This is a genomic window from Chryseobacterium lactis, from assembly GCF_003815875.1.
GTDB lineage: Bacteria > Bacteroidota > Bacteroidia > Flavobacteriales > Weeksellaceae > Chryseobacterium > Chryseobacterium lactis.
Genome location: NZ_CP033924.1, coordinates 884,383 through 903,418 on the forward strand (window position 1 = coordinate 884,383; position 19,036 = coordinate 903,418).

Annotated in this window: 12 protein-coding genes; 4 read left to right on the plus strand and 8 right to left on the minus strand. The window is 37.2% G+C overall.

Annotated features, from left to right (window positions below):
* Positions 1-188 precede the first annotated feature (188 nt).
* Complete coding sequence (locus tag EG342_RS03770; protein ID WP_103288481.1) at positions 189-2,306, minus strand: TonB-dependent receptor; 2,118 nt, start codon at positions 2,304-2,306, stop codon at positions 189-191.
* Between the two features lie 324 nt (positions 2,307-2,630).
* Positions 2,631-3,401 carry a WG repeat-containing protein gene (locus EG342_RS03775; protein WP_246008728.1) on the minus strand — a complete coding sequence of 257 codons (771 nt, stop codon included), beginning with the start codon at positions 3,399-3,401 and terminating at the stop codon, positions 2,631-2,633.
* A 317-nt stretch (positions 3,402-3,718) separates the two neighbouring features.
* On the opposite strand from EG342_RS03775, the gene EG342_RS03780 reads away from it, so the two are divergent.
* Together EG342_RS03780 and EG342_RS03785 are read left to right on the plus strand one after the other, a co-directional pair.
* Positions 3,719-6,499 (plus strand): bifunctional aconitate hydratase 2/2-methylisocitrate dehydratase, encoded by a 2,781-nt coding sequence (locus tag EG342_RS03780; protein ID WP_103288483.1) that lies wholly within the window; start codon positions 3,719-3,721, stop codon positions 6,497-6,499.
* A 317-nt stretch (positions 6,500-6,816) separates the two neighbouring features.
* On the plus strand, positions 6,817-9,084 hold the full coding sequence (locus tag EG342_RS03785) for an aconitate hydratase (protein WP_103289248.1): 2,268 nt from the start codon (positions 6,817-6,819) through the stop codon (positions 9,082-9,084).
* A gap of 228 nt (positions 9,085-9,312) precedes the next feature.
* Here EG342_RS03785 and EG342_RS03790 read toward each other — a convergent pair whose 3' ends face one another.
* Together EG342_RS03790 and EG342_RS03795 are read right to left on the minus strand one after the other, a co-directional pair.
* Positions 9,313-9,990, minus strand: coding sequence for a LytR/AlgR family response regulator transcription factor (locus EG342_RS03790; protein ID WP_103288484.1), 678 nt, complete (start codon positions 9,988-9,990; stop codon positions 9,313-9,315).
* Entirely contained in the window at positions 9,983-11,005 is a 1,023-nt protein-coding gene (locus EG342_RS03795) for a sensor histidine kinase (protein ID WP_103288485.1), read from the minus strand. Before EG342_RS03795 ends, EG342_RS03790 begins: the two co-directional genes overlap by 8 nt.
* Before the next feature lie 190 nt (positions 11,006-11,195).
* Between EG342_RS03795 and EG342_RS03800 the strand changes: the two genes are divergently transcribed.
* Positions 11,196-13,319 (plus strand): outer membrane beta-barrel family protein, encoded by a 2,124-nt coding sequence (locus EG342_RS03800; RefSeq protein ID WP_103288486.1) that lies wholly within the window; start codon positions 11,196-11,198, stop codon positions 13,317-13,319.
* Positions 13,320-13,475: 156 nt separating this feature from the next.
* On the plus strand, positions 13,476-15,701 hold the full coding sequence (locus tag EG342_RS03805) for an outer membrane beta-barrel family protein (RefSeq protein ID WP_103288487.1): 2,226 nt from the start codon (positions 13,476-13,478) through the stop codon (positions 15,699-15,701).
* A gap of 84 nt (positions 15,702-15,785) precedes the next feature.
* Here EG342_RS03805 and EG342_RS03810 read toward each other — a convergent pair whose 3' ends face one another.
* The 4 genes from EG342_RS03810 to EG342_RS03825 are packed head-to-tail and all read right to left on the minus strand — an operon-like array spanning position 15,786 to position 19,035.
* Positions 15,786-16,496, minus strand: a complete 711-nt coding sequence (locus EG342_RS03810) for a HesA/MoeB/ThiF family protein (RefSeq protein ID WP_103288488.1) — start codon at positions 16,494-16,496, stop codon at positions 15,786-15,788.
* Between the two features lie 22 nt (positions 16,497-16,518).
* Positions 16,519-17,637, minus strand: coding sequence for a 2-iminoacetate synthase ThiH (gene thiH, locus EG342_RS03815; RefSeq protein WP_103289249.1), 1,119 nt, complete (start codon positions 17,635-17,637; stop codon positions 16,519-16,521).
* Between the two features lie 10 nt (positions 17,638-17,647).
* The gene (locus EG342_RS03820; RefSeq protein ID WP_103288489.1) at positions 17,648-18,424 is read right to left on the minus strand and encodes a thiazole synthase; all 777 of its coding nucleotides are present in this window, start codon (positions 18,422-18,424) and stop codon (positions 17,648-17,650) included.
* Positions 18,421-19,035, minus strand: coding sequence for a thiamine phosphate synthase (locus tag EG342_RS03825; protein WP_103288490.1), 615 nt, complete (start codon positions 19,033-19,035; stop codon positions 18,421-18,423). The genes EG342_RS03820 and EG342_RS03825 overlap by 4 nt, the downstream gene beginning before the upstream one ends.
* Between the last annotated feature and the right edge of the window lies 1 nt (position 19,036).

Sequence of the window (19,036 nt, forward strand, 5' to 3'; positions counted from 1 at the left end):
GACTTTTGAAGACATTTCATTTGATATAAAAAAAGACCGCCGAAACAGTCTTTTGATTATTCTGTATTAAAAAAGGAATACGGTTATTTAAACCTTGGTTTTTAAGTGCAGAAATTATTATAAAAAGTAAAAAGGACAATAAAGTGAATCTGAAAATCACGTCATTACCATCTCAATTTTCTTGTTCCTTATTGAATCTTCCAGCTAATTCCAAACATAAAATTGGTTCCTGCCTGTGAAAAGTAATAAGGATTTCCTTCGTAGACAGATCCGTTATTCACATATTTTTTATTGAATAAATTATTAACCAACAACTTTAATGCTATTTCATTATTGGCAATTTTAAACTGATACTGCGCATTAAAATCGGTCAGGAAATAATCTTTAAGCTGTAGATTTTTATCCTCTGTATTATCTAGATACTGTTTTCCTACATATTGATTCATCACCGCAAACTGGAAATTTTTCGTCGGACTGAATCTCAGGCCTATATTGGCAATAACATCCGGAGAAAAAGAGATCTGTGTATTTCCAAGACTCTTGGGAACATCTTTATTTTCAATATTAAAATCCAGGTTTCTGTTTTGGCTGAATGTTACATTTCCTGAAACTTCCCATTGCTTAGACAATTTCGCCAACGCTCCGATTTCAACTCCTCTTCTGTAGCTCTTTCCTGAATTGGTTCTGATAAATGCACCTACATTGTTAAGTTCTCCGTTTAACACCAGCTGATTCACATAATACATATAGTAAATGTTGGCTGTAAAAGATAAAAAACCAAACTGTTTTTCAAGACCCGCCTCAAAGTCATGAAGCTTTTCCGCTTTTACATCGTTATCAGCCATCAGGTCATCTCTGTTGGGTTCACGATGCGCATGCGCATAGGATAGAAATACTTTTCCACCTGCTATTTTATAATTAACCCCAGCTTTAGGATTAAAAAACAACCAGTTTTTATCCAGGTTGGCTCCTTCGCCATCTCCGGCGATCAGAATTTTAGTGTTATAATTGATATTTCTAAGCTGTAAATCTCCAAAGAATTCAAAGTTTTCTACTCTGAACAAAGCTTTTGCAAAACCGGCGACTTCATTCTTTACCGAACGATTTCTGTAATATTCACTTTCATCAATCTGAGGATAAAAAACTCCGGTTACATTTCCGTAGTGTCTTCCATAATACTGATTGGCAACTACTGCAACATTGACATCGAGATTCTCAAATTTCCCATAAAGGGTTGACACCATCCCATAAAAATCATTGTTTAACCATTTCTTTCTGATAAAGTCTGAAGATTTCACCGTCACACCACCATCAATAATGTTGGGCAGGTTATATTTTGAAAAGGCACTTCCCTGTTTATAGTTTTCGTAATACCCTTTCCCTTTGGTATAATGGAAGGTTGTTTCCAGATTCCAACGGTCACTGAATTTTTGTTCCCAAAGTAACTGATAATGATTCTGCCTGTAATTATCCGTTTCATTATCGTAAAAATTGACAATATTTGTCCAGTTCGCATCATAAATTGCTCCTGAAACATTAAATTTCGGATCAGTTTCCCACGTTTTTCTGTCAATCCCATTCCATGCCTGATAGGTTTTTTCTTTACCACCAAAGGCCATCAAACGCAACTTTGTCTTTCCTTCTTCAAATAAAGCCGTAAAGTTATAAGAGTGTAAATCGGATGAAGCCCTATCTATATATCCATCAGAATGAATATTTGTATATCTTCCCATAACAGAGAGTCTGTTTTTCCAGAATTTCCCGGAACCGATCTCTGCTGAATATTTGTACGTATTAAAAGAACCGTAGCTATCGTCCGTTTTAAAGTAAAACTTCTCTTCAGGATCTTTGGAGATCACATTAATACTGGCTCCAAAAGCTGAAACCCCATTATTGGATGTTCCCACCCCTCTTTGAATAACAATCTGTGATGCCGAACTTGTTAAATCCGGTACATTCACGAAAAACGTACCCTGACTTTCGGAATCATTGTAGGGAACTCCGTTCATCATCACATTAATCCCGGATCCGGATACTCCACGAATTCTAAAACCTGTGTACCCCACTCCATTTCCTGCATCAGAAGTAGAAATAATAGAGGTTTGATTTTTTAAAAGAATGGGAAGATCCTGTCCTAAGTTTTTACCATCAAGATCTCTCTGAACATTGATGATTTCTTTCGCTACCGGAAGCCTTTTGGTAAAGCTGACCGCTTCAATTTCTCTGATTTTCAGAGAATCTTTATTCTGAGCCTGGATAAAGGCAACAGAGGCTACACTAAGCCCTAAAAAAAATAAACCTTTCATTCTATAAATCTTTGACATTTAATGAATAAAAGGGGATCGATAAGATATTATACATTCCGACTCAAGATGGTCGATGGTCCCTAAACAGCATTACCTGTTCCAGGTTCGTTGGGTATAATCTCAGCCTGTTAAAGCACCCCTTTATTTCAGCTGCAAAATTACTAAAAATATATGAGATAGACGAGTTTGAGTTTTGCAGGAAAAATACGGAAAAAATGAGATTCGGGAAGCGAGCTGTAAACGTATGTTCAAAGACAGTTTCTTTAAACACTATCAATCAAATTTCGGATTCACTACATCATTTATCAATGATCATTAATCAACCTAATATGTTTTGTTTCTTGCATCAATATAGTAATAGTTTTTTCCGTCTTTTGTGACTTCAAACATTTTACCCAGTTTCCAGCTGAAGTTCCTTTTAATATTAGAATATTCAAAGGGAATTACAATCTTGTTATTAACATCAATTACACCGAATTTATCATTATGGGACGCCACAATCATAGGATCTTTGACATCATCACCTTCCATGATATATAAATATTCATATTGGGGATAAATCTGATAGTCTCTGTAATCTGCGGCATTGACAAATTTTGATTTTTCAATCACTCCGTAGAATCCATTCAGCACATAAGCCTGAAATAATTGTTGTTTATATTCCTCAAATTTACATTTTCCCAGATCTGAATCTTTGAACTGATAGACTCTCTTTCCGGCCTGATTAATACGGTAGGAAATCATGTCTTTTTCTACAGTTGCATAATCATCAGTTCCAAATTTTCTCACTTTTTCATTGGGAGAGTTCAAAAGATTACAATCTTCGTAAAAAAACACCGCAATATGATATTCGGGCTGAATGATAAATTTTCCATTCTGATTAACGTATCCGAACTTATCCTCCTTCTTCTTTGGAATCAAAACCGGCAGATCTTTGTGGAGAATCACCAGGTCTGGATTAGGTTTAACGGCTGAAGTCCCCTTCTTTACCGGAGTTTTTGAAGTGTGTTTAACTGCAATTTTCTTCACAGATTTGGCCTGTGAGAAAACGAAAATCGAAATAAAAACACATAAAACATTGAGGATATTTTTCATATTCATCATTTGCTTGCAAAATTACGGCCAAAAATAGAAATTATCAAATTCATATTTATAAAGAATCTAAATAATTTCATCTTCATAAAATAGTAAAATTTCGTATTTTTGGGAACATTTTGAATTTGTTTAATAATTTTAAAACTTTTAAAAAAAGACGCAGGTTATACTGACTTTATTCAGGCTCATATCAGGTACCAAAATACGGGAACTCAAAATGTTATTAAATTGTATTTTGTACGAACCTATAAAGTTGAAAATAACAGCATTGATAGCTGTTTTTATATATCTGCCTTTAAAAGTGAAAGACTTCTATTATGAATTATAAGGATTACATCAAAGAGATTGAAGAAAGAAAAGACCAGGGGCTTCATCCAAAGCCAATTGATGGTGCTGAATTACTAAGCGAAATCATCGCACAAATTAAAGATTCAGGGAGTAAAGACCGATCGGATTCTCTTCAATTTTTCATCTACAACACTTTACCCGGAACGACAAGTGCAGCGGGTGTAAAAGCTAAATTTTTAAAAGAAATCATTCTTGGTGAATCTGTAGTAGAAGAAATATCTCAGGCCTTTGCCTTTGAATTATTATCTCACATGAAAGGAGGTCCTTCTATTGGGGTATTGCTTGATCTTGCTCTGGGCAACGATGCAGCCATTGCTAAAGAAGCGGCAAAAGTTCTTAAAACTCAGGTTTTCCTTTATGAGGCGGATACTACCCGTCTGAAGGAAGCATTCAATAGCGGTAACGAAATCGCTCAGGAAATCGTCGAGAGCTACGCGAAAGCTGAATTCTTCACAAAACTTCCTGAAGTAGCAGAAGAAATAAAAGTCGTTACTTATATCGCCGGTGAAGGTGACATTTCAACAGATTTATTGTCTCCGGGTAACCAGGCACACTCAAGATCTGACCGTGAGCTTCACGGTAAATGTATGATCACTCCTCAGGCGCAGGAAGAAATAAAAGCTTTACAGGCACAACATCCTGATGCAAGCGTTATGCTGATTGCTGAAAAAGGAACAATGGGAGTTGGCTCATCCAGAATGTCTGGAGTAAACAACGTAGCACTTTGGACCGGTAAGCAGGCAAGCCCATATGTACCATTTGTAAACTTTGCTCCAATTGTTGGAGGTACAAACGGTATTTCTCCTATTTTCCTTACTACGGTAGATGTTACCGGAGGTATTGGTATTGATCTTAAAAACTGGGTTAAAAAACTGGACGAAAACGGAACCCCTGTTCGTAACGAAAATGGAGAACCTATTTTGGAGCAGGCATATTCTGTAGCTACCGGAACAGTTCTTACCATCAATACAAAAACAAAAAAATTATACAACGGTGATCAGGAACTGATTGACATTTCTAAGGCATTTACTCCTCAGAAAGTGGAATTCATCAAAGCAGGAGGATCATATGCTATCGTTTTTGGTAAAAAACTTCAGACGTTTGCAGCAGAACTTTTAGGTGTTGAAGTGCCTCAGGTTTTCGCTCCGTCAAAGGAAATTTCTAACGATGGACAAGGTCTTACAGCCGTTGAAAAGATATTTAACAGAAATGCTGTAGGTTCTACACCAGGTAAAGTATTGCACGCCGGATCAGACGTTCGTGTAAAAGTGAATATTGTCGGTTCACAGGATACTACGGGTCTTATGACTTCTCAAGAGCTGGAATCAATGGCAGCTACGGTAATTTCACCAATCGTTGATGGTGCTTACCAGTCAGGATGTCACACTGCTTCAGTATGGGATAAAAAAGCTCAGGCGAATATTCCGAAACTAATGAAATTTATGAACGATTTCGGATTGATCACTGCTCGTGACCCGAAAGGTGAATACCACGCTATGACAGATGTTATTCATAAAGTTCTTAACGATATTACAATAGACGAGTGGGCCATCATCATTGGTGGTGATTCACACACAAGAATGTCTAAAGGAGTTGCTTTCGGAGCTGACTCAGGAACTGTTGCTCTTGCATTGGCTACAGGTGAAGCATCGATGCCGATTCCTGAATCTGTAAAAGTAACTTTCAAAGGAGACATGAAAGAACACATGGATTTCCGTGATGTTGTTCATGCTACACAAGCTCAGATGTTGAAGCAATTTGGAGGAGAAAATGTTTTCCAGGGTAGAATCATTGAGGTTCATATCGGAACACTTCCGGCTGACCAGGCATTTACCTTTACAGACTGGACTGCTGAAATGAAGGCAAAAGCTTCTATCAACATTTCTGAAGACAATACATTGATCGAGTCATTGGAAATTGCAAAAGGCAGAATCCAGATTATGATCGACAAAGGAATGGATAACCATAATAAGGTTCTTCAGGGATTGATCGATAAAGCGAATAAGAGAATTGAAGAAATCAGATCAGGTGAGAAACCGGCCTTGACTCCTGATGCTAATGCTAAATATTATGCTGAAGTAGTTGTAGATCTTGACGTAATCGTTGAACCAATGATTGCTGACCCGGATGTAAACAATGATGATGTTTCTAAAAGATATACTCACGATACAATCAGAGACCTTTCTTATTACGGAGGTGAGAAAAAGGTAGATCTTGGTTTCGTTGGATCTTGTATGGTTCACAAGGGAGATTTAAAAATTGTTTCTCAAATGCTTAGAAACCTTGAAAAGAAAAATGGTAAAGTAGAATTTAATGCTCCATTAGTTGTAGCAGCTCCTACTTATAATATCATTGATGAGTTAAAGGCAGAAGGTGACTGGGAATTACTGGAAAAATATTCAGCTTTCGAATTTGATGATAGTGCTCCAAAAGGAGAAGCTCGTACAGAATACCAAAATGTAATGTACCTTGAGCGTCCTGGATGTAACCTTTGTATGGGTAATCAGGAAAAAGCAGCTAAAGGTGATACCGTTTTAGCTACTTCTACCCGTCTTTTCCAGGGAAGAGTTGTAGAAGATTCTGAACGTAAAAAAGGAGAATCTCTACTAGCTTCGACACCTGTTGTAGTATTATCTGCAATTATTGGACGTATTCCTAATATTGATGAATACAAGGCTGCAGTTGAAGGTATTGATCTTACGACTTTTGTCCCTTCTATCAAAGAATTGACCAGTACACACGCTCACTAAGAGAGTAGTACACCATTAAGTCTCAGTGACTTCTGAAAATAATAGAATTGAAAGATTTTGATCCTTTTAGGATTTAAGATCTTTCAATTTTTTGTTTAGAATGTTTCTATTTTAAGGGTAATACAATTTTTTTTGCGATAAATCAAGAAAATAAATTCTATTTTTTCTTAAATTGAAAGTTATAAAATCTCTTGATTTTATTATCAAAATCACTCCTATTTAAGGATTATAGGAACGTTTTTTGATGTAAATAAAATAAGTTTTCATCTCCAATGGAGAAGAGACATCACGTAAAAAGAATAAAATTACAATTACATATGACTTTTGATATTGATATGATCAAAAAAGTGTATGAGCGTTACCCTGAAAGAATTGCTGCGGCAAGACAAATTGTGGGAAAACCTCTTACCCTTTCAGAAAAAATCCTTTACACCCACCTTTGGGAAGGAAATGCTACACAAGCTCATGAAAGAGGAAACTCTTATGTAGACTTCGCACCAGACAGAGTAGCAATGCAGGATGCCACTGCACAGATGGCACTTTTGCAATTTATGCAGGCAGGAAAAACCAAAGTAGCTGTTCCTTCAACAGCTCACGCAGATCACCTGATTCAAGCGAAAGTAGGTGCTGACAAAGATTTACAGGAAGGTATCAACAAAAACTCTGAGGTATTCAACTTTCTGAGTTCTGTATGTGATAAATACGGAATCGGATTCTGGAAACCGGGAGCTGGTATTATCCACCAGGTGGTATTGGAAAACTATGCTTTCCCCGGAGGAATGATGATTGGTACTGACTCACACACGGTAAATGCCGGTGGACTAGGAATGGTAGCCATCGGAGTTGGTGGTGCTGATGCAGTAGACGTAATGGCCGGAATGGCCTGGGAACTTAAAATGCCAAAACTTATCGGGGTTAAGTTAACCGGTAAAATGAACGGATGGACTTCTGCGAAAGATGTTATCTTAAAAGTTGCAGGAATCCTTACTGTAAAAGGAGGAACAGGATGTATCGTAGAATATTTCGGAGAAGGAGCAGAATCTCTTTCAGCAACCGGTAAAGGAACCATTTGTAATATGGGTGCTGAAGTCGGAGCTACAACCTCAACTTTCGGATACGATGATTCCATGAGAAGATATTTATCGGCTACTGGAAGACAAGATGTTGTAGATGCTGCAGATAAAATTGCTGAACATTTAACAGGTGATGCTGAAGTATATGCTAACCCGGAACAATATTTTGACCAGTTAATTGAAATTAACCTTTCTGAACTTACCCCTCACTTAAATGGACCTTTTACTCCGGACTTAGCGACTCCTGTTGCTGAATTCAGAGCTAAAGCAGAAGCTAACGGATGGCCGCTTGAAGTTGAGTGGGCTCTTATTGGTTCTTGTACCAACTCTTCTTATGAAGATTTATCAAGAGCAGCTTCTATTGTAGAGGATGCAGTTGCTAAAGGTGTAAAACCAAAAGCGATCTTAGGAATCAATCCAGGTTCCGAGCAGGTAAAATTCACAGCAGAAAGAGACGGTTTCTTAAATTCATTCAGAAAATTTGAAAACGCCAGAATATTTACAAACGCTTGCGGACCATGTATCGGACAATGGGATAGAGAAGGTGCTGATAAAGGAGAGAAAAACTCTATTATCCACTCTTTCAACAGAAACTTTGCAAAAAGAGCTGATGGTAACCCGAATACCCACGCATTTGTAGCCTCTCCTGAAATGGTAGCTGCAGTGGCAATTTCCGGAAGATTAGACTTCAATCCAATTACAGATACATTAACCAATGAAGCCGGCGAACAAATAAAGCTTGATGAACCTAAAGGTTTTGAACTTCCGGCAAAAGGGTTCGCAGTGGATGACAACGGATACCAGGCACCATCTGCAGACGGATCAGGTGTTGTAGTTAATGTAAGCCCTACTTCAGACAGACTTCAGTTGTTAGAAGAATTCCCGGCTTGGGATGGTAAAAACATCGAAGGAGCTAAAGTATTGATCAAAGCTTTCGGAAAATGTACTACCGACCACATCTCTATGGCTGGACCATGGTTGAAATACAGAGGTCACCTGGATAATATTTCAAACAACATGTTAATTGGAGCAGTAAATGCTTACAACATGGAAACCAACCACGTTAAAAACGAATTAACGGGTGAATATGGTGAAGTTCCGGCTGTACAAAGAGCTTATAAAGCTGCAGGTGTTCCTACTATCGTTGTAGGAGACCAAAACTATGGCGAAGGTTCTTCAAGAGAGCATGCAGCTATGGAGCCAAGACACCTTGGTGTAAAAGCCGTATTGGTAAAATCATTTGCAAGAATTCATGAAACAAACCTTAAGAAACAAGGGATGTTGGGAATTACTTTCGCCAATGAGGCAGATTATGATAAAATCCAGGAAGATGACACAGTTAACTTCTTAGATCTGGATCAGTTTGCCCCAGGAAAACAATTGACATTAGAATTTGTTCATAAGGACGGAACTAAAGATATCATCATCGCCAACCACACTTATAACGATCAGCAAATTGAATGGTTCAAAGCCGGCTCTGCGCTGAACCTGATTAAACAACAGGAAAAATAAGATTAATTGTTAGATCCATTAATATAAAGGCGACTTCAAAATTGAAGTCGTCTTTTTTATGAATTATAATACAATTGATTTGTAATGACCTTTACTCCTTAATTCTACTATTAAAGTTCAACAGGGCGGCCTATAGTCCTGAGCATAAGCTGAAAGATTACGAACGAAGTCCGCTTTCATAATTAATAACAATTCCAATGGCTTCAGCCAAAATCTAAAAAAGATCTTCTATTTTAGCATATCCAGCAGATTAGCCCGGTAGCTATCTCCTATCGGAATTTCAAATTCAGGTAATATTACTTTTTTCGCCCCAATACTTTTGACCTTATCCAGATTGATGATAAAAGACTTATGAATGCGTACGAATTTTTCGGGAAGCTGACTCTCCATAGATTTCAGAGTGTCCAGAACGATATATTCTTCCACTCCCGTTCTGATATTCACATAATCTTTAATACTTTCAATATAAAGGATCTCATCAAAGCCGATACGATGCTGCTGACCAGATGATTTAACGAAGAAATGAGTATTTTCCGTTGTCTGAAATGAAAATCGCTCCTCAGCCTTTAAAACACTTTTCTGAAAGCGTTCAAACGAAATAGGCTTCAGAAGATAATCAATAATATTATGTTCGTAGCCTTCCAGTGCATATTCGGAATAAGCAGTTGTCAGGATATACTTCTGCTTGCTCCCAACGATCTTCATAAAATTGATACCGGTAAGTTCCGGCATCATAATATCCAGAAAAATCAGATCAGACGGATTATTCTGAATATATTCTAAAGCCAGAATAGGATTTTCTGTAGAAAAAACCAGGTCAAGAAAAGGAATCTTTTTTACGTATTGCTCCAACAATGAAATCGCCAGAGGTTCATCATCCACAATAATACATTTGAGCTTATCCATTTTGTAAATCAATTTTTAAATCTACAACAAATTCTGTTTCAGTATCTTTTATATCTAGCTGATAGTGATCGGGATATAAAATTTCCAGTCTTTTCTTCACATTTTCAATCCCGATTCCGGAAAGAGAGTCTTTTATTTTTTCTTTTTTAAAGTTTAAAAGATAAAAATGAAGAACCTTATCATGGTCTGAGATCCTCATTTCAAAGCCTTTATCACGGAAGTCACCATGCTTAAAAGCATTTTCCACAAAAGGAACTAAGAGCATTGGAGAAATTTTCAAATGAGGATACTGAATATTTTTTTCTATGAGCAATAACTCCGGATTTCTGATTCTGAGTTTTTCCAGCCCGATCAGGCTGTCGATATATCCCACTTCCTTATCAAGCGTTATAAAGTCTTTTTCAAGATCCTTTGTACTGTATCGCAGCAATTGACTGAGTTCCTCAATAGCCGGTAATGCTTTTTCTGATTTCTGATAAACAAGGGAATAAATATTATTTAATGAGTTAAAAATAAAATGCGGATTGATCTGGGTTTTTAATGCCTGAAGCTCAGCCTGTTTTTTTTCTATCAGAAGCTGCTTTTTATCATTTTCAGCGACACCATACTTTCCTAATACCCAAAGAATTCCGGCAATAAAAGTAGGAAGAGAACTATTATAAATATTATCAAAAAAATAAAAAAACAATCCTGTTTTTTCACCATAGTTTCTAAATCCAACGGTTGCAGGGAGAGCCACCTCCTCTATCATGTAACGTAAGCTCACAAAAACTAAAAAGGATAATAAAAAAACAAAAATAACAGAGTAAGGTTTATCCAGCTTAAAAATTTTTGGAAAGAACACCAAATAGGAGAGATAAAAAGTCACAATCTTTACAATGAAAAATGTTACCCTAAGCACATGCATGTTATATAGATTCTTCTCCGGAAAAAAGAAATTGGGCGTAATAATGGTTCCAATAAAATTAAAACCCCAGTAGGTAATCAGAATCCAGATAATTTGATTTTTTTTCATACCCAAATATAAATCTCTATGGGTATAATCCGTAAGCTATTTTCGATGAAAGCCTGTTTTTTTCCGATCAAATATTTTTTATCCCCGAAACCAGTCACTTCATCTAACTGCTATTTCAGCCAAAAGATACAGCGGATAACTTTGTTCCGGAAATATAACTTAATGATCATCTAAATAACATTTATATACAATGAAAAAACATATTTTCTTTATAGCAACCTTAGTTTTTTCTTTTGCAACCGGACAAACCAAAGATAGTGTCAATGTCAATACAATTGAAGCGGTTACAGTAAACGGAAAGAAAGCATTGGTAGAACGTAAAGTAGATCGCCTGGTTTATCATGTCCAGAATTCTATGCTTTCTCAGGGAAGCTCAGGTACTGAGGTTCTGGCCGCTACTCCACTCCTTAAAGTGGATGAAAACAAAGGTCTTCTTGCAATTGCGGGTAAAAATGGGGTTTCTGTAATGGTGAATGACCGGATGCTCAATCTCTCAGGAACTGAACTGATCAACTACCTACAAAATCTACGTTCCGAAAATATCCTGAAAATAGAAGTTATCACCACCCCTCCTGCAAAGTATGATGCACAAGGAAACAGCGGAATTATCAACATCGTACTCAAGAAAAATCAGAATCTCGGATGGAGCGGTTATCTGACAACCAATTATACTCAAAAAACATATGCAGGATTCACCAGTGTAGCCGGAGCCAATTATCAGAACGAGAAATTTAAGGCCTCAGTCAAAATCCTGGGTTACGATGGAGATAAACGCTCTGTAGAAAATTATAAGATCATTGGCCAGAATTCTTCCGTAAGCAGGAATGACAGACGGGATATGAACGATGGTCTTGGTTTGAATGCCAACTTTGATTATTCAATTTCCAAGAATGCTAATGCAGGGCTGGTATATGATATTTCAAAAGGTCATTCAAACATGGATATCAAAGGGAATCAGGACTACTTTACCAACAATATTCAAACTTTACAAACGGTTACTGATTCAAAGCATCGCTCGGACTTTACCACACAAATGCTGAATTTATATTTCGATCAGAAATTTGGAGAGCATAAATTGAGCCTTGGTGCCAACTATTACGGAAATCTGCCTTATAATAATGTCAACTTTACGACAACAAATATTGCTGATCATTCAGCGCAGATTGTCAGAAATCTTTCTTCAGTAGATTATAAAATTTATTCGGGACAGGCGGATCTGACTTTAAATTTTAAAAAGATCCAGATGGAAACCGGGGCAAAATACAGTCAGTTCTCCAATAACTCCGATATCAGTTATTTCAATCTTACCAATGACAACTATATCATAGATCCTAGCAGAAGTAATCTTTTTAATTATAAGGAGAAAAACTATGCGGCTTATGTAAGCTTCAGTAAAGATTTTGGTGAAAAATGGTCTGCCAAGGCCGGGCTCCGCTATGAATACACCCAGACCAGCGGATATTCTCCTACAACACAGTCGGAATCGGAAAATAATTATGGAAAATTTTTCCCAACAGCCTATCTTTCCTACAAAGCTTCTGGAAATAATCAGTTCAGCATTAATTATTCCCGAAGAATCAACCGCCCTTATTTCCGGGCACTAGATCCGTTCCGATGGTATTCCAACCCGAATACTTATTATACCGGAAACCCCAGTTTACAGCCTTCTTTCAACCATAATATAGAGTTCAATTATATCTTTAAAAATAAATTTTCAGCCAATCTATATTACCAGAGAACAGTCGATAATTTTGATCAGATCACCTTCCTTGACGGAAAGGATGTCACCAGTACTTATTACAATAACCATAATCAGAATATTTATGGGCTCAATCTCAATTATACGGATACATTCTTTAAGGTATGGGAAAGTAATATTTCAACCTCATTCAGCTATAATGAAACGCAGATTACACGGTTCAATGCAGTTCCTAAAAACGGACAATCATTTTATTTTTCCACCAATAATACTTTTCAGCTCAATAAGGGTAAAACGTTCTTCCTGTTCCTCAATTACTGGCAGAGTCTCCCTTCCCGTGACGGCTATACTTTCGTAAAGAACAATGCTAGTCTGGATGCCGGTATTAAAATGAGTTTTGTGGAAAAAGCCTTGCAGATCAATCTTTCCGTAAGTGATATCTTCAAGCAATCCGTATACAAAGGTGACAAGTATTTTGCCGATAATACCCAGTCTTTCAACAATTATTGGGATGCCCGAAGAATGACCCTTAGCATTACTTATAACTTTGGTAATCAAAAATTAAAATCAAATAACAGAGCTATAAATTTTGAAGAGAAGAACAGGGCTCAATAATTATTTCCTGTACAAAAAACTGATCATGACAAGAACCAATCAAGTCATACACAAAGTATAAATTATAGCATTTCTGTCTTTTTTCACTAATAAAATTACACATACTTCTGTAACAAAATTTCTTTTTCAGCGTCTAACGGAATAGTAGTAAACATTATGAAAAAAACTATACTTGCTTTATCGCTATTAAGCTCTGTGATTATTTTTTCACAGGAAAAGAGCAATAACCAACCAAAAGAAAAACAAATTGAGGGTGTTGTCATCACCAAAACTAAAAAAGCCGTTGAACAGAAAGCAGACCGTACTATTTTTGACTTTTCTGAACAGCCAATGTTGAATAACGGAAATGTTTTAGAAGGAATTAAAAAGCTTCCGGGACTTATTTCTACCGATATCGCCGGAATGATGTATCAGGGGAAGTTTCTGGAGACTTATCTTAATGGAAGACCGCTCAACATTACCTCTAACGAGCTTAACTCTTTTCTGGAAGGCATGCCTGCTAATTCCGTAGATAGAATTGAAGTAATTACACAGCCCGGCGCCGAATTTCCAGCCACTTCAGGAGGGGCAATCCTGAATATTATTACGAATAAAAATGCCAACAAGTACTTAACGGCAACCTATTCCGGAAATTATACCTTCACCAGCTATGATAAGGTTCGAAGCAGAACCAGTAACTCCATCAACTTAAATGCAAGAAACAAACTTTTTGGATGGCAGTTGAATGTGGGTCAAAACTACCGTGAAAGTATGCTGAATTCCAACCAGAATGATTTGTTAAAAAGTAATACCGACCGAATAGGCCGAGGTTATTTTGCAAAATCGGGATTGACATTCGATCTTGGACAAGACCGCTTATTGTTGAATTATGACATTTACCATAACAATAATGACAATTATACTTTAAGTAACGGAGAAGGCGCAGAAAAAGTAAAAGATCTTACAAAACCTGAAGGCTTCTATTACAGAGATTTTAATTTTGATGCTTCTGATGCCGCTAATACCAATAGCTTAAGGCAGGAAGCCGTTGTAACCTATCAGAAACGTTTTAGTGACAAGTCGCAAAAACTGGATTTCCAGTTTGGATACACAAAATCTACCAGCAGATTTGATCAGGATAATATCTTCAGGAAGGGGAAATACAGTAATGGCGACCCCATTCCAAATGTTGGAGGAAATATTCTTAATAATAATTCTGACATGAGGATTGCTACTTTCAAAGTAGATTATTCTCAACCGATTAAAATTCTTGACGGTGGTAAGGTAAGTTTTGGAGGATTGTATGAAAAACAAAACTTTGATACAGAAAGTAAAGGCTTAACCAATCTGGATTATCAGAGGCAAACAGCTTCCACATACCTGGAGTTTCAGGCTAAGTTTAAAAAGTTTGATTTCACCTTAGGATCCCGGGCTGAAAACTATGATATTTCAGGAATAACACGAATAATCGACAGCACCGGATCGGTGGTTCAAAAGGATCTTATTCCATTTAATAAGTTCAAATTGTTCCCTAATGCCAGTGTTCAGTATAACCTGATGAGTCAGGTGTCTATTGCAGCCAATTATAACAGAAAGATAAGTTTACCTAGTATTTCAGCTCTTAACCCGAATAATACAACATTCCAGGGACCGAATACTCAGGTGACAGGAAATCCAAATCTACAGCCTACTATATTCGATAATTATGAAGTGAAACTTTCAGCTTTTGATTACGCATTCATTGGATACAGTGTAAGCTCAGCTCAGAATCAGGTGGCCCAAATTATCAGAAAGGATGGAAAAAATCTCTTTAATGAGCAGGTTAACATTTCGAATATGAGGATTCATAACTTCAATGTTGGTCTTCCTATTCCGTTTATGATTTTCAGTAAATCTTTGAGTGAGGTCATGAAGTTTAATTTTAATCCTGATAAAATTAATTTCATGTATGTGTATGCAGGATATCAGAAACATGAAATTGATAACCTCAACAATAAAGGATTCTGGATCTTCAATGTTTCAACGCAGTTGATTTTACCGAAAGATATAAAATTAACGGCTAATTACAGCTACCTTACCCCAAAAGCAGGATATTTCTACTTTACGGCAGAGAAGCCATTTAACAATAACTTAGATATCACTGTGACTAAAAAGTTCATGAACAATCGCCTTACTGTTTCAGTTTTTGCGAATGATATTTTCAATGGTCAGGTAATGCAGGTACGCTCTAATCCGCCATCAGGAGAGAGTGTAATGCTTAGAACCAAGTATGATTCAAGGAATTTTGGAATTTCCATTAACTATAAGATTCCTACCAGGAACAAACTCGCTAAGGAAGATCCAAATATCTTAAACCAGACTAAAAAAGATGATAATGGTGGAGTAATGCAGCAAGGGCAATAATCCAGCAATTCAATAATTCACAAAGTGGCAGTAAAAGATTTTTACTGCCGCTTTATGAAAACATTGGTACCATCCGTATTTATATTAAAAATCAACTGTTTGAAATCTCCAGTTTATGGTATCTACAAGAGTTATCTGATTTAAATTAACAGGGAGATTCGTAATAATTTTCAATGTCAGAAGGGCCATCATACTTCCTATAATTCCTGGTAAAGCTCCTAAAACGCCAAGACTGTCACAATCTGCTACCTCTTCGTCAACTGGCGGTTCAGGGAATACATCTCTTAGGTTTTTGCTTCTTTTGTGGTTAAAAACAGCTACCTGTCCTGAAAACCCTAGAATACTTCCATAGACTAAAGTTTTCCCCAGCTTCACACATGTATCATTCACAAGATATCTCGTCGGAAAATTATCAGATCCGTCTATCACAATATCATATTGGGAAATGATTTCTTCCACATTGAAAGAATCTATTTTCATCTCAATTCCCACGAATTCTACCTGATGGTTTAAGCTTTTAACAAATGCTTCGGCACTTTTAACCTTTGGTTGCCCCACTCCATTTTCGCTATGAATCACCTGCCGGTTCAGGTTATGAAGTTCAATAGGGTCAAAATCCGCCACTGCCAGAGTTCCAACCCCCGCTGCCGCCAGATACTGAATAACAGGACTTCCCAATCCCCCGGCTCCTATCACAAGAACTTTTGAGTTGATGATCTTCTTTTGTCCTTCCAGACCTATTTCTTCAATAAATATTTGACGGCTGTATCTTTTAAAAATATCTTCGCTTTTCATATTTAATGGTTTAAAAATTAGCTTATGCTCCACTATAAACAGAATCCCAATCCTTCATTACAGGGTCATAGCCGGCTTTTTTAATCATATTCCTGATCTCATCCATGCTTCGTTCATCGCTGGTCTCAAATTGTTCCAGAGATTCTTTATCTACGGAATAGCCACCCGGATTTGTTTTTGAACCTGCGCTCATTGTGGTAGCACCTAAGGATACTATATGATTCCTGAACAGTTCATTTTCTCTTGTGGATATTGATATTTCAAGATCTTCATTCCAGATTCTGTAGGCACAGATGAGCTGCAGCAGATCTTTATCTTCCATAATAAAATTGGGTTCTATAATTCCTTCGGCCGGTCTTAATCTTGGAAAAGAAACGGAAAATTTAGTCTTCCAATACTGCTTTTGAAGATAATCTATGTGAAGGGCGTTAAAGAAGCTGTCCACACGCCAATCTTCCAGCCCAAGCAAAACGCCAAGCCCAATTTTATGAATGCCGGCTCTCCCGATTCTGTCCGGAGTATCAAGACGAAAATGGAAATTTGATTTTTTTCCTTTAGGGTGATATTCTTTATATACCTCCTGATGATACGTTTCCTGATAGACCAATACGGAATGTACGCCTTCTTCACGAAGAAGCTGATATTCATCTTCCATTAAAGGCTGCACTTCTATGGAGATATTGGAAAAGTGAGGTTTCAATAATCGAACGGCGTTTTTAAAATAGGGAACTCCCACTATTTTATTGGCTTCACCACTTACCAGCAATACGTGATTAACTCCCATAGATTTCAGTACTGAAGCTTCTGCCAGCAATTCTGTATCCGAAAGTGTTTTTCTCTTTAAATGATTATCTAAACTAAATCCACAGTAAGTACAGATATTCTGACATTCATTGCTCAGATACAATGGGGCATAGAGCTGAATAGTTTTTCCAAAACGTTTCTGGGTCAGTAAACGAGTCATTCTCGCCATCAACTCCAATTCGTGAGAGGCAGCGGGTGACAGCATATTCAGAAAATCTTCAATTGTTTTATTCTTTTTCTCAAGGCTGTTTTGAACATCAGACAGACTTACTTTCTCAAGCTTAGTTTTGATCTCTTCCCATTGATAATTTTCAAAAACATCATTAAAACTTTTCATCATTCTGAGTTTATTCAAATAAAAATGAAGTGAGCGGGCTTGAAGCTTCAGCATGATTGGCAATTGCTCCCAAGCCGGATTCAAAAGCTCTTCTTCCAGCGATGACTCCTTCCTTAAAAGCTATGGCCATATTAACAGGATTTCGTGCCACAGCAATGGCTGTATTTACAAGAACGGCATCTGCACCCATTTCCATGGCTTTGGCCGCATCTGAAGGTGCTCCTATTCCGGCATCTACTACTACAGGAACATTGCTTTGGCTGATGATGATTTCTAAAAAGTCTAATGTTCTTAATCCTTTATTGGTACCAATCGGAGCACCTAAAGGCATTACAACAGCTGTCCCTGCATCTTCCAGACGTTTGCATAATACAGGATCTGCATGAATATAAGGCATTACGATAAATCCTAATTTTGCAAGTTCTTCGGTAGCATACAATGTTTCGATAGGGTCCGGCAACAGGTATTTCGGATCGGGATGAATTTCCAGTTTCACCCAATTTGTCTCCAGTGCTTCTCTGGCTAGTTGTGCCGCTAATACAGCTTCTCTTGCCGTTCTGGCACCTGAAGTATTGGGTAAAAGATGAACATTTGTTTCTCTTAATGAGTCTAATAAATCATCTTCAGCGGATTGGGCATCAATTCTCTTCAAAGCCATCGTTACCATATTTGTTTCTGAAGCGACAACAGAAGCTGCCATATCTGCCAGACTTCCAAATTTTCCTGTCCCTAAAAACAGCCTTGATTCAAAAACTCTGTCTGCTATTGTTAATCTCTGATTGTTCATATCATTACTTTTTTAAATTCATTAATCACTGAGGGCTGCCTGGTAATTGTTCCTGACACGGATACTCCATAAATTCCGATTTCCTGTAACGGTAAAAAATCTTCAAGTGTAACACTTCCAATGGCAAAAATTTTCGGAATGTCGATCGACCGGCCTTTTAAGCCATTGATGATTTCCTCATACCCTTCAAAACCCAATACAGGACTTAGTTTTTCTTTGGTGTTTGTAAATCGCAACGGTCCCAATCCGATATAATCACAGGGCTCATTGATCCTTTGAAGCACATCAGTGATGGTATTGGCGGTTCCCCCTATTATTTTATGATTTCCTAAAATTGTTCTTGCTTCGTGGATCGATCCGTCAGTGAGTCCTAAATGAACTCCATCTGCATCTATTTCTTTCACCAGCTGTACATGATCATTGATGATGCAGGTAGTCTGATATTCCGAACAAAGTTGCTTAGCCATTTCACAAAGGCTTATCAATTCTTTTTCAGGGGCGTTTTTCCATCGAACCTGAATCCATTTGATCCCGTGATCTAAAGCTTTACGGATATTTGATTCTTGTTCTTTCGCTGTATTTCCTTGTGATATGTATTGTAATTTTTCCATA

What these genes read in the sequence shown, in the direction of transcription:
- EG342_RS03770 (WP_103288481.1), bottom strand. Translation starts at nt 2,306, where the DNA reads ATGAAAGGTTTATTTTTTTTAGGGCTTAGTGTAGCCTCTGTTGCCTTT.
- EG342_RS03775 (WP_246008728.1), bottom strand. Translation starts at nt 3,401, where the DNA reads ATGAAAAATATCCTCAATGTTTTATGTGTTTTTATTTCGATTTTCGTT.
- EG342_RS03780 (WP_103288483.1), top strand. Translation starts at nt 3,719, where the DNA reads ATGAATTATAAGGATTACATCAAAGAGATTGAAGAAAGAAAAGACCAG.
- EG342_RS03785 (WP_103289248.1), top strand. Translation starts at nt 6,817, where the DNA reads ATGACTTTTGATATTGATATGATCAAAAAAGTGTATGAGCGTTACCCT.
- EG342_RS03790 (WP_103288484.1), bottom strand. Translation starts at nt 9,990, where the DNA reads ATGGATAAGCTCAAATGTATTATTGTGGATGATGAACCTCTGGCGATT.
- EG342_RS03795 (WP_103288485.1), bottom strand. Translation starts at nt 11,005, where the DNA reads ATGAAAAAAAATCAAATTATCTGGATTCTGATTACCTACTGGGGTTTT.
- EG342_RS03800 (WP_103288486.1), top strand. Translation starts at nt 11,196, where the DNA reads ATGAAAAAACATATTTTCTTTATAGCAACCTTAGTTTTTTCTTTTGCA.
- EG342_RS03805 (WP_103288487.1), top strand. Translation starts at nt 13,476, where the DNA reads ATGAAAAAAACTATACTTGCTTTATCGCTATTAAGCTCTGTGATTATT.
- EG342_RS03810 (WP_103288488.1), bottom strand. Translation starts at nt 16,496, where the DNA reads ATGAAAAGCGAAGATATTTTTAAAAGATACAGCCGTCAAATATTTATT.
- thiH (WP_103289249.1), bottom strand. Translation starts at nt 17,637, where the DNA reads ATGAAAAGTTTTAATGATGTTTTTGAAAATTATCAATGGGAAGAGATC.
- EG342_RS03820 (WP_103288489.1), bottom strand. Translation starts at nt 18,424, where the DNA reads ATGAACAATCAGAGATTAACAATAGCAGACAGAGTTTTTGAATCAAGG.
- EG342_RS03825 (WP_103288490.1), bottom strand. Translation starts at nt 19,035, where the DNA reads ATGGAAAAATTACAATACATATCACAAGGAAATACAGCGAAAGAACAA.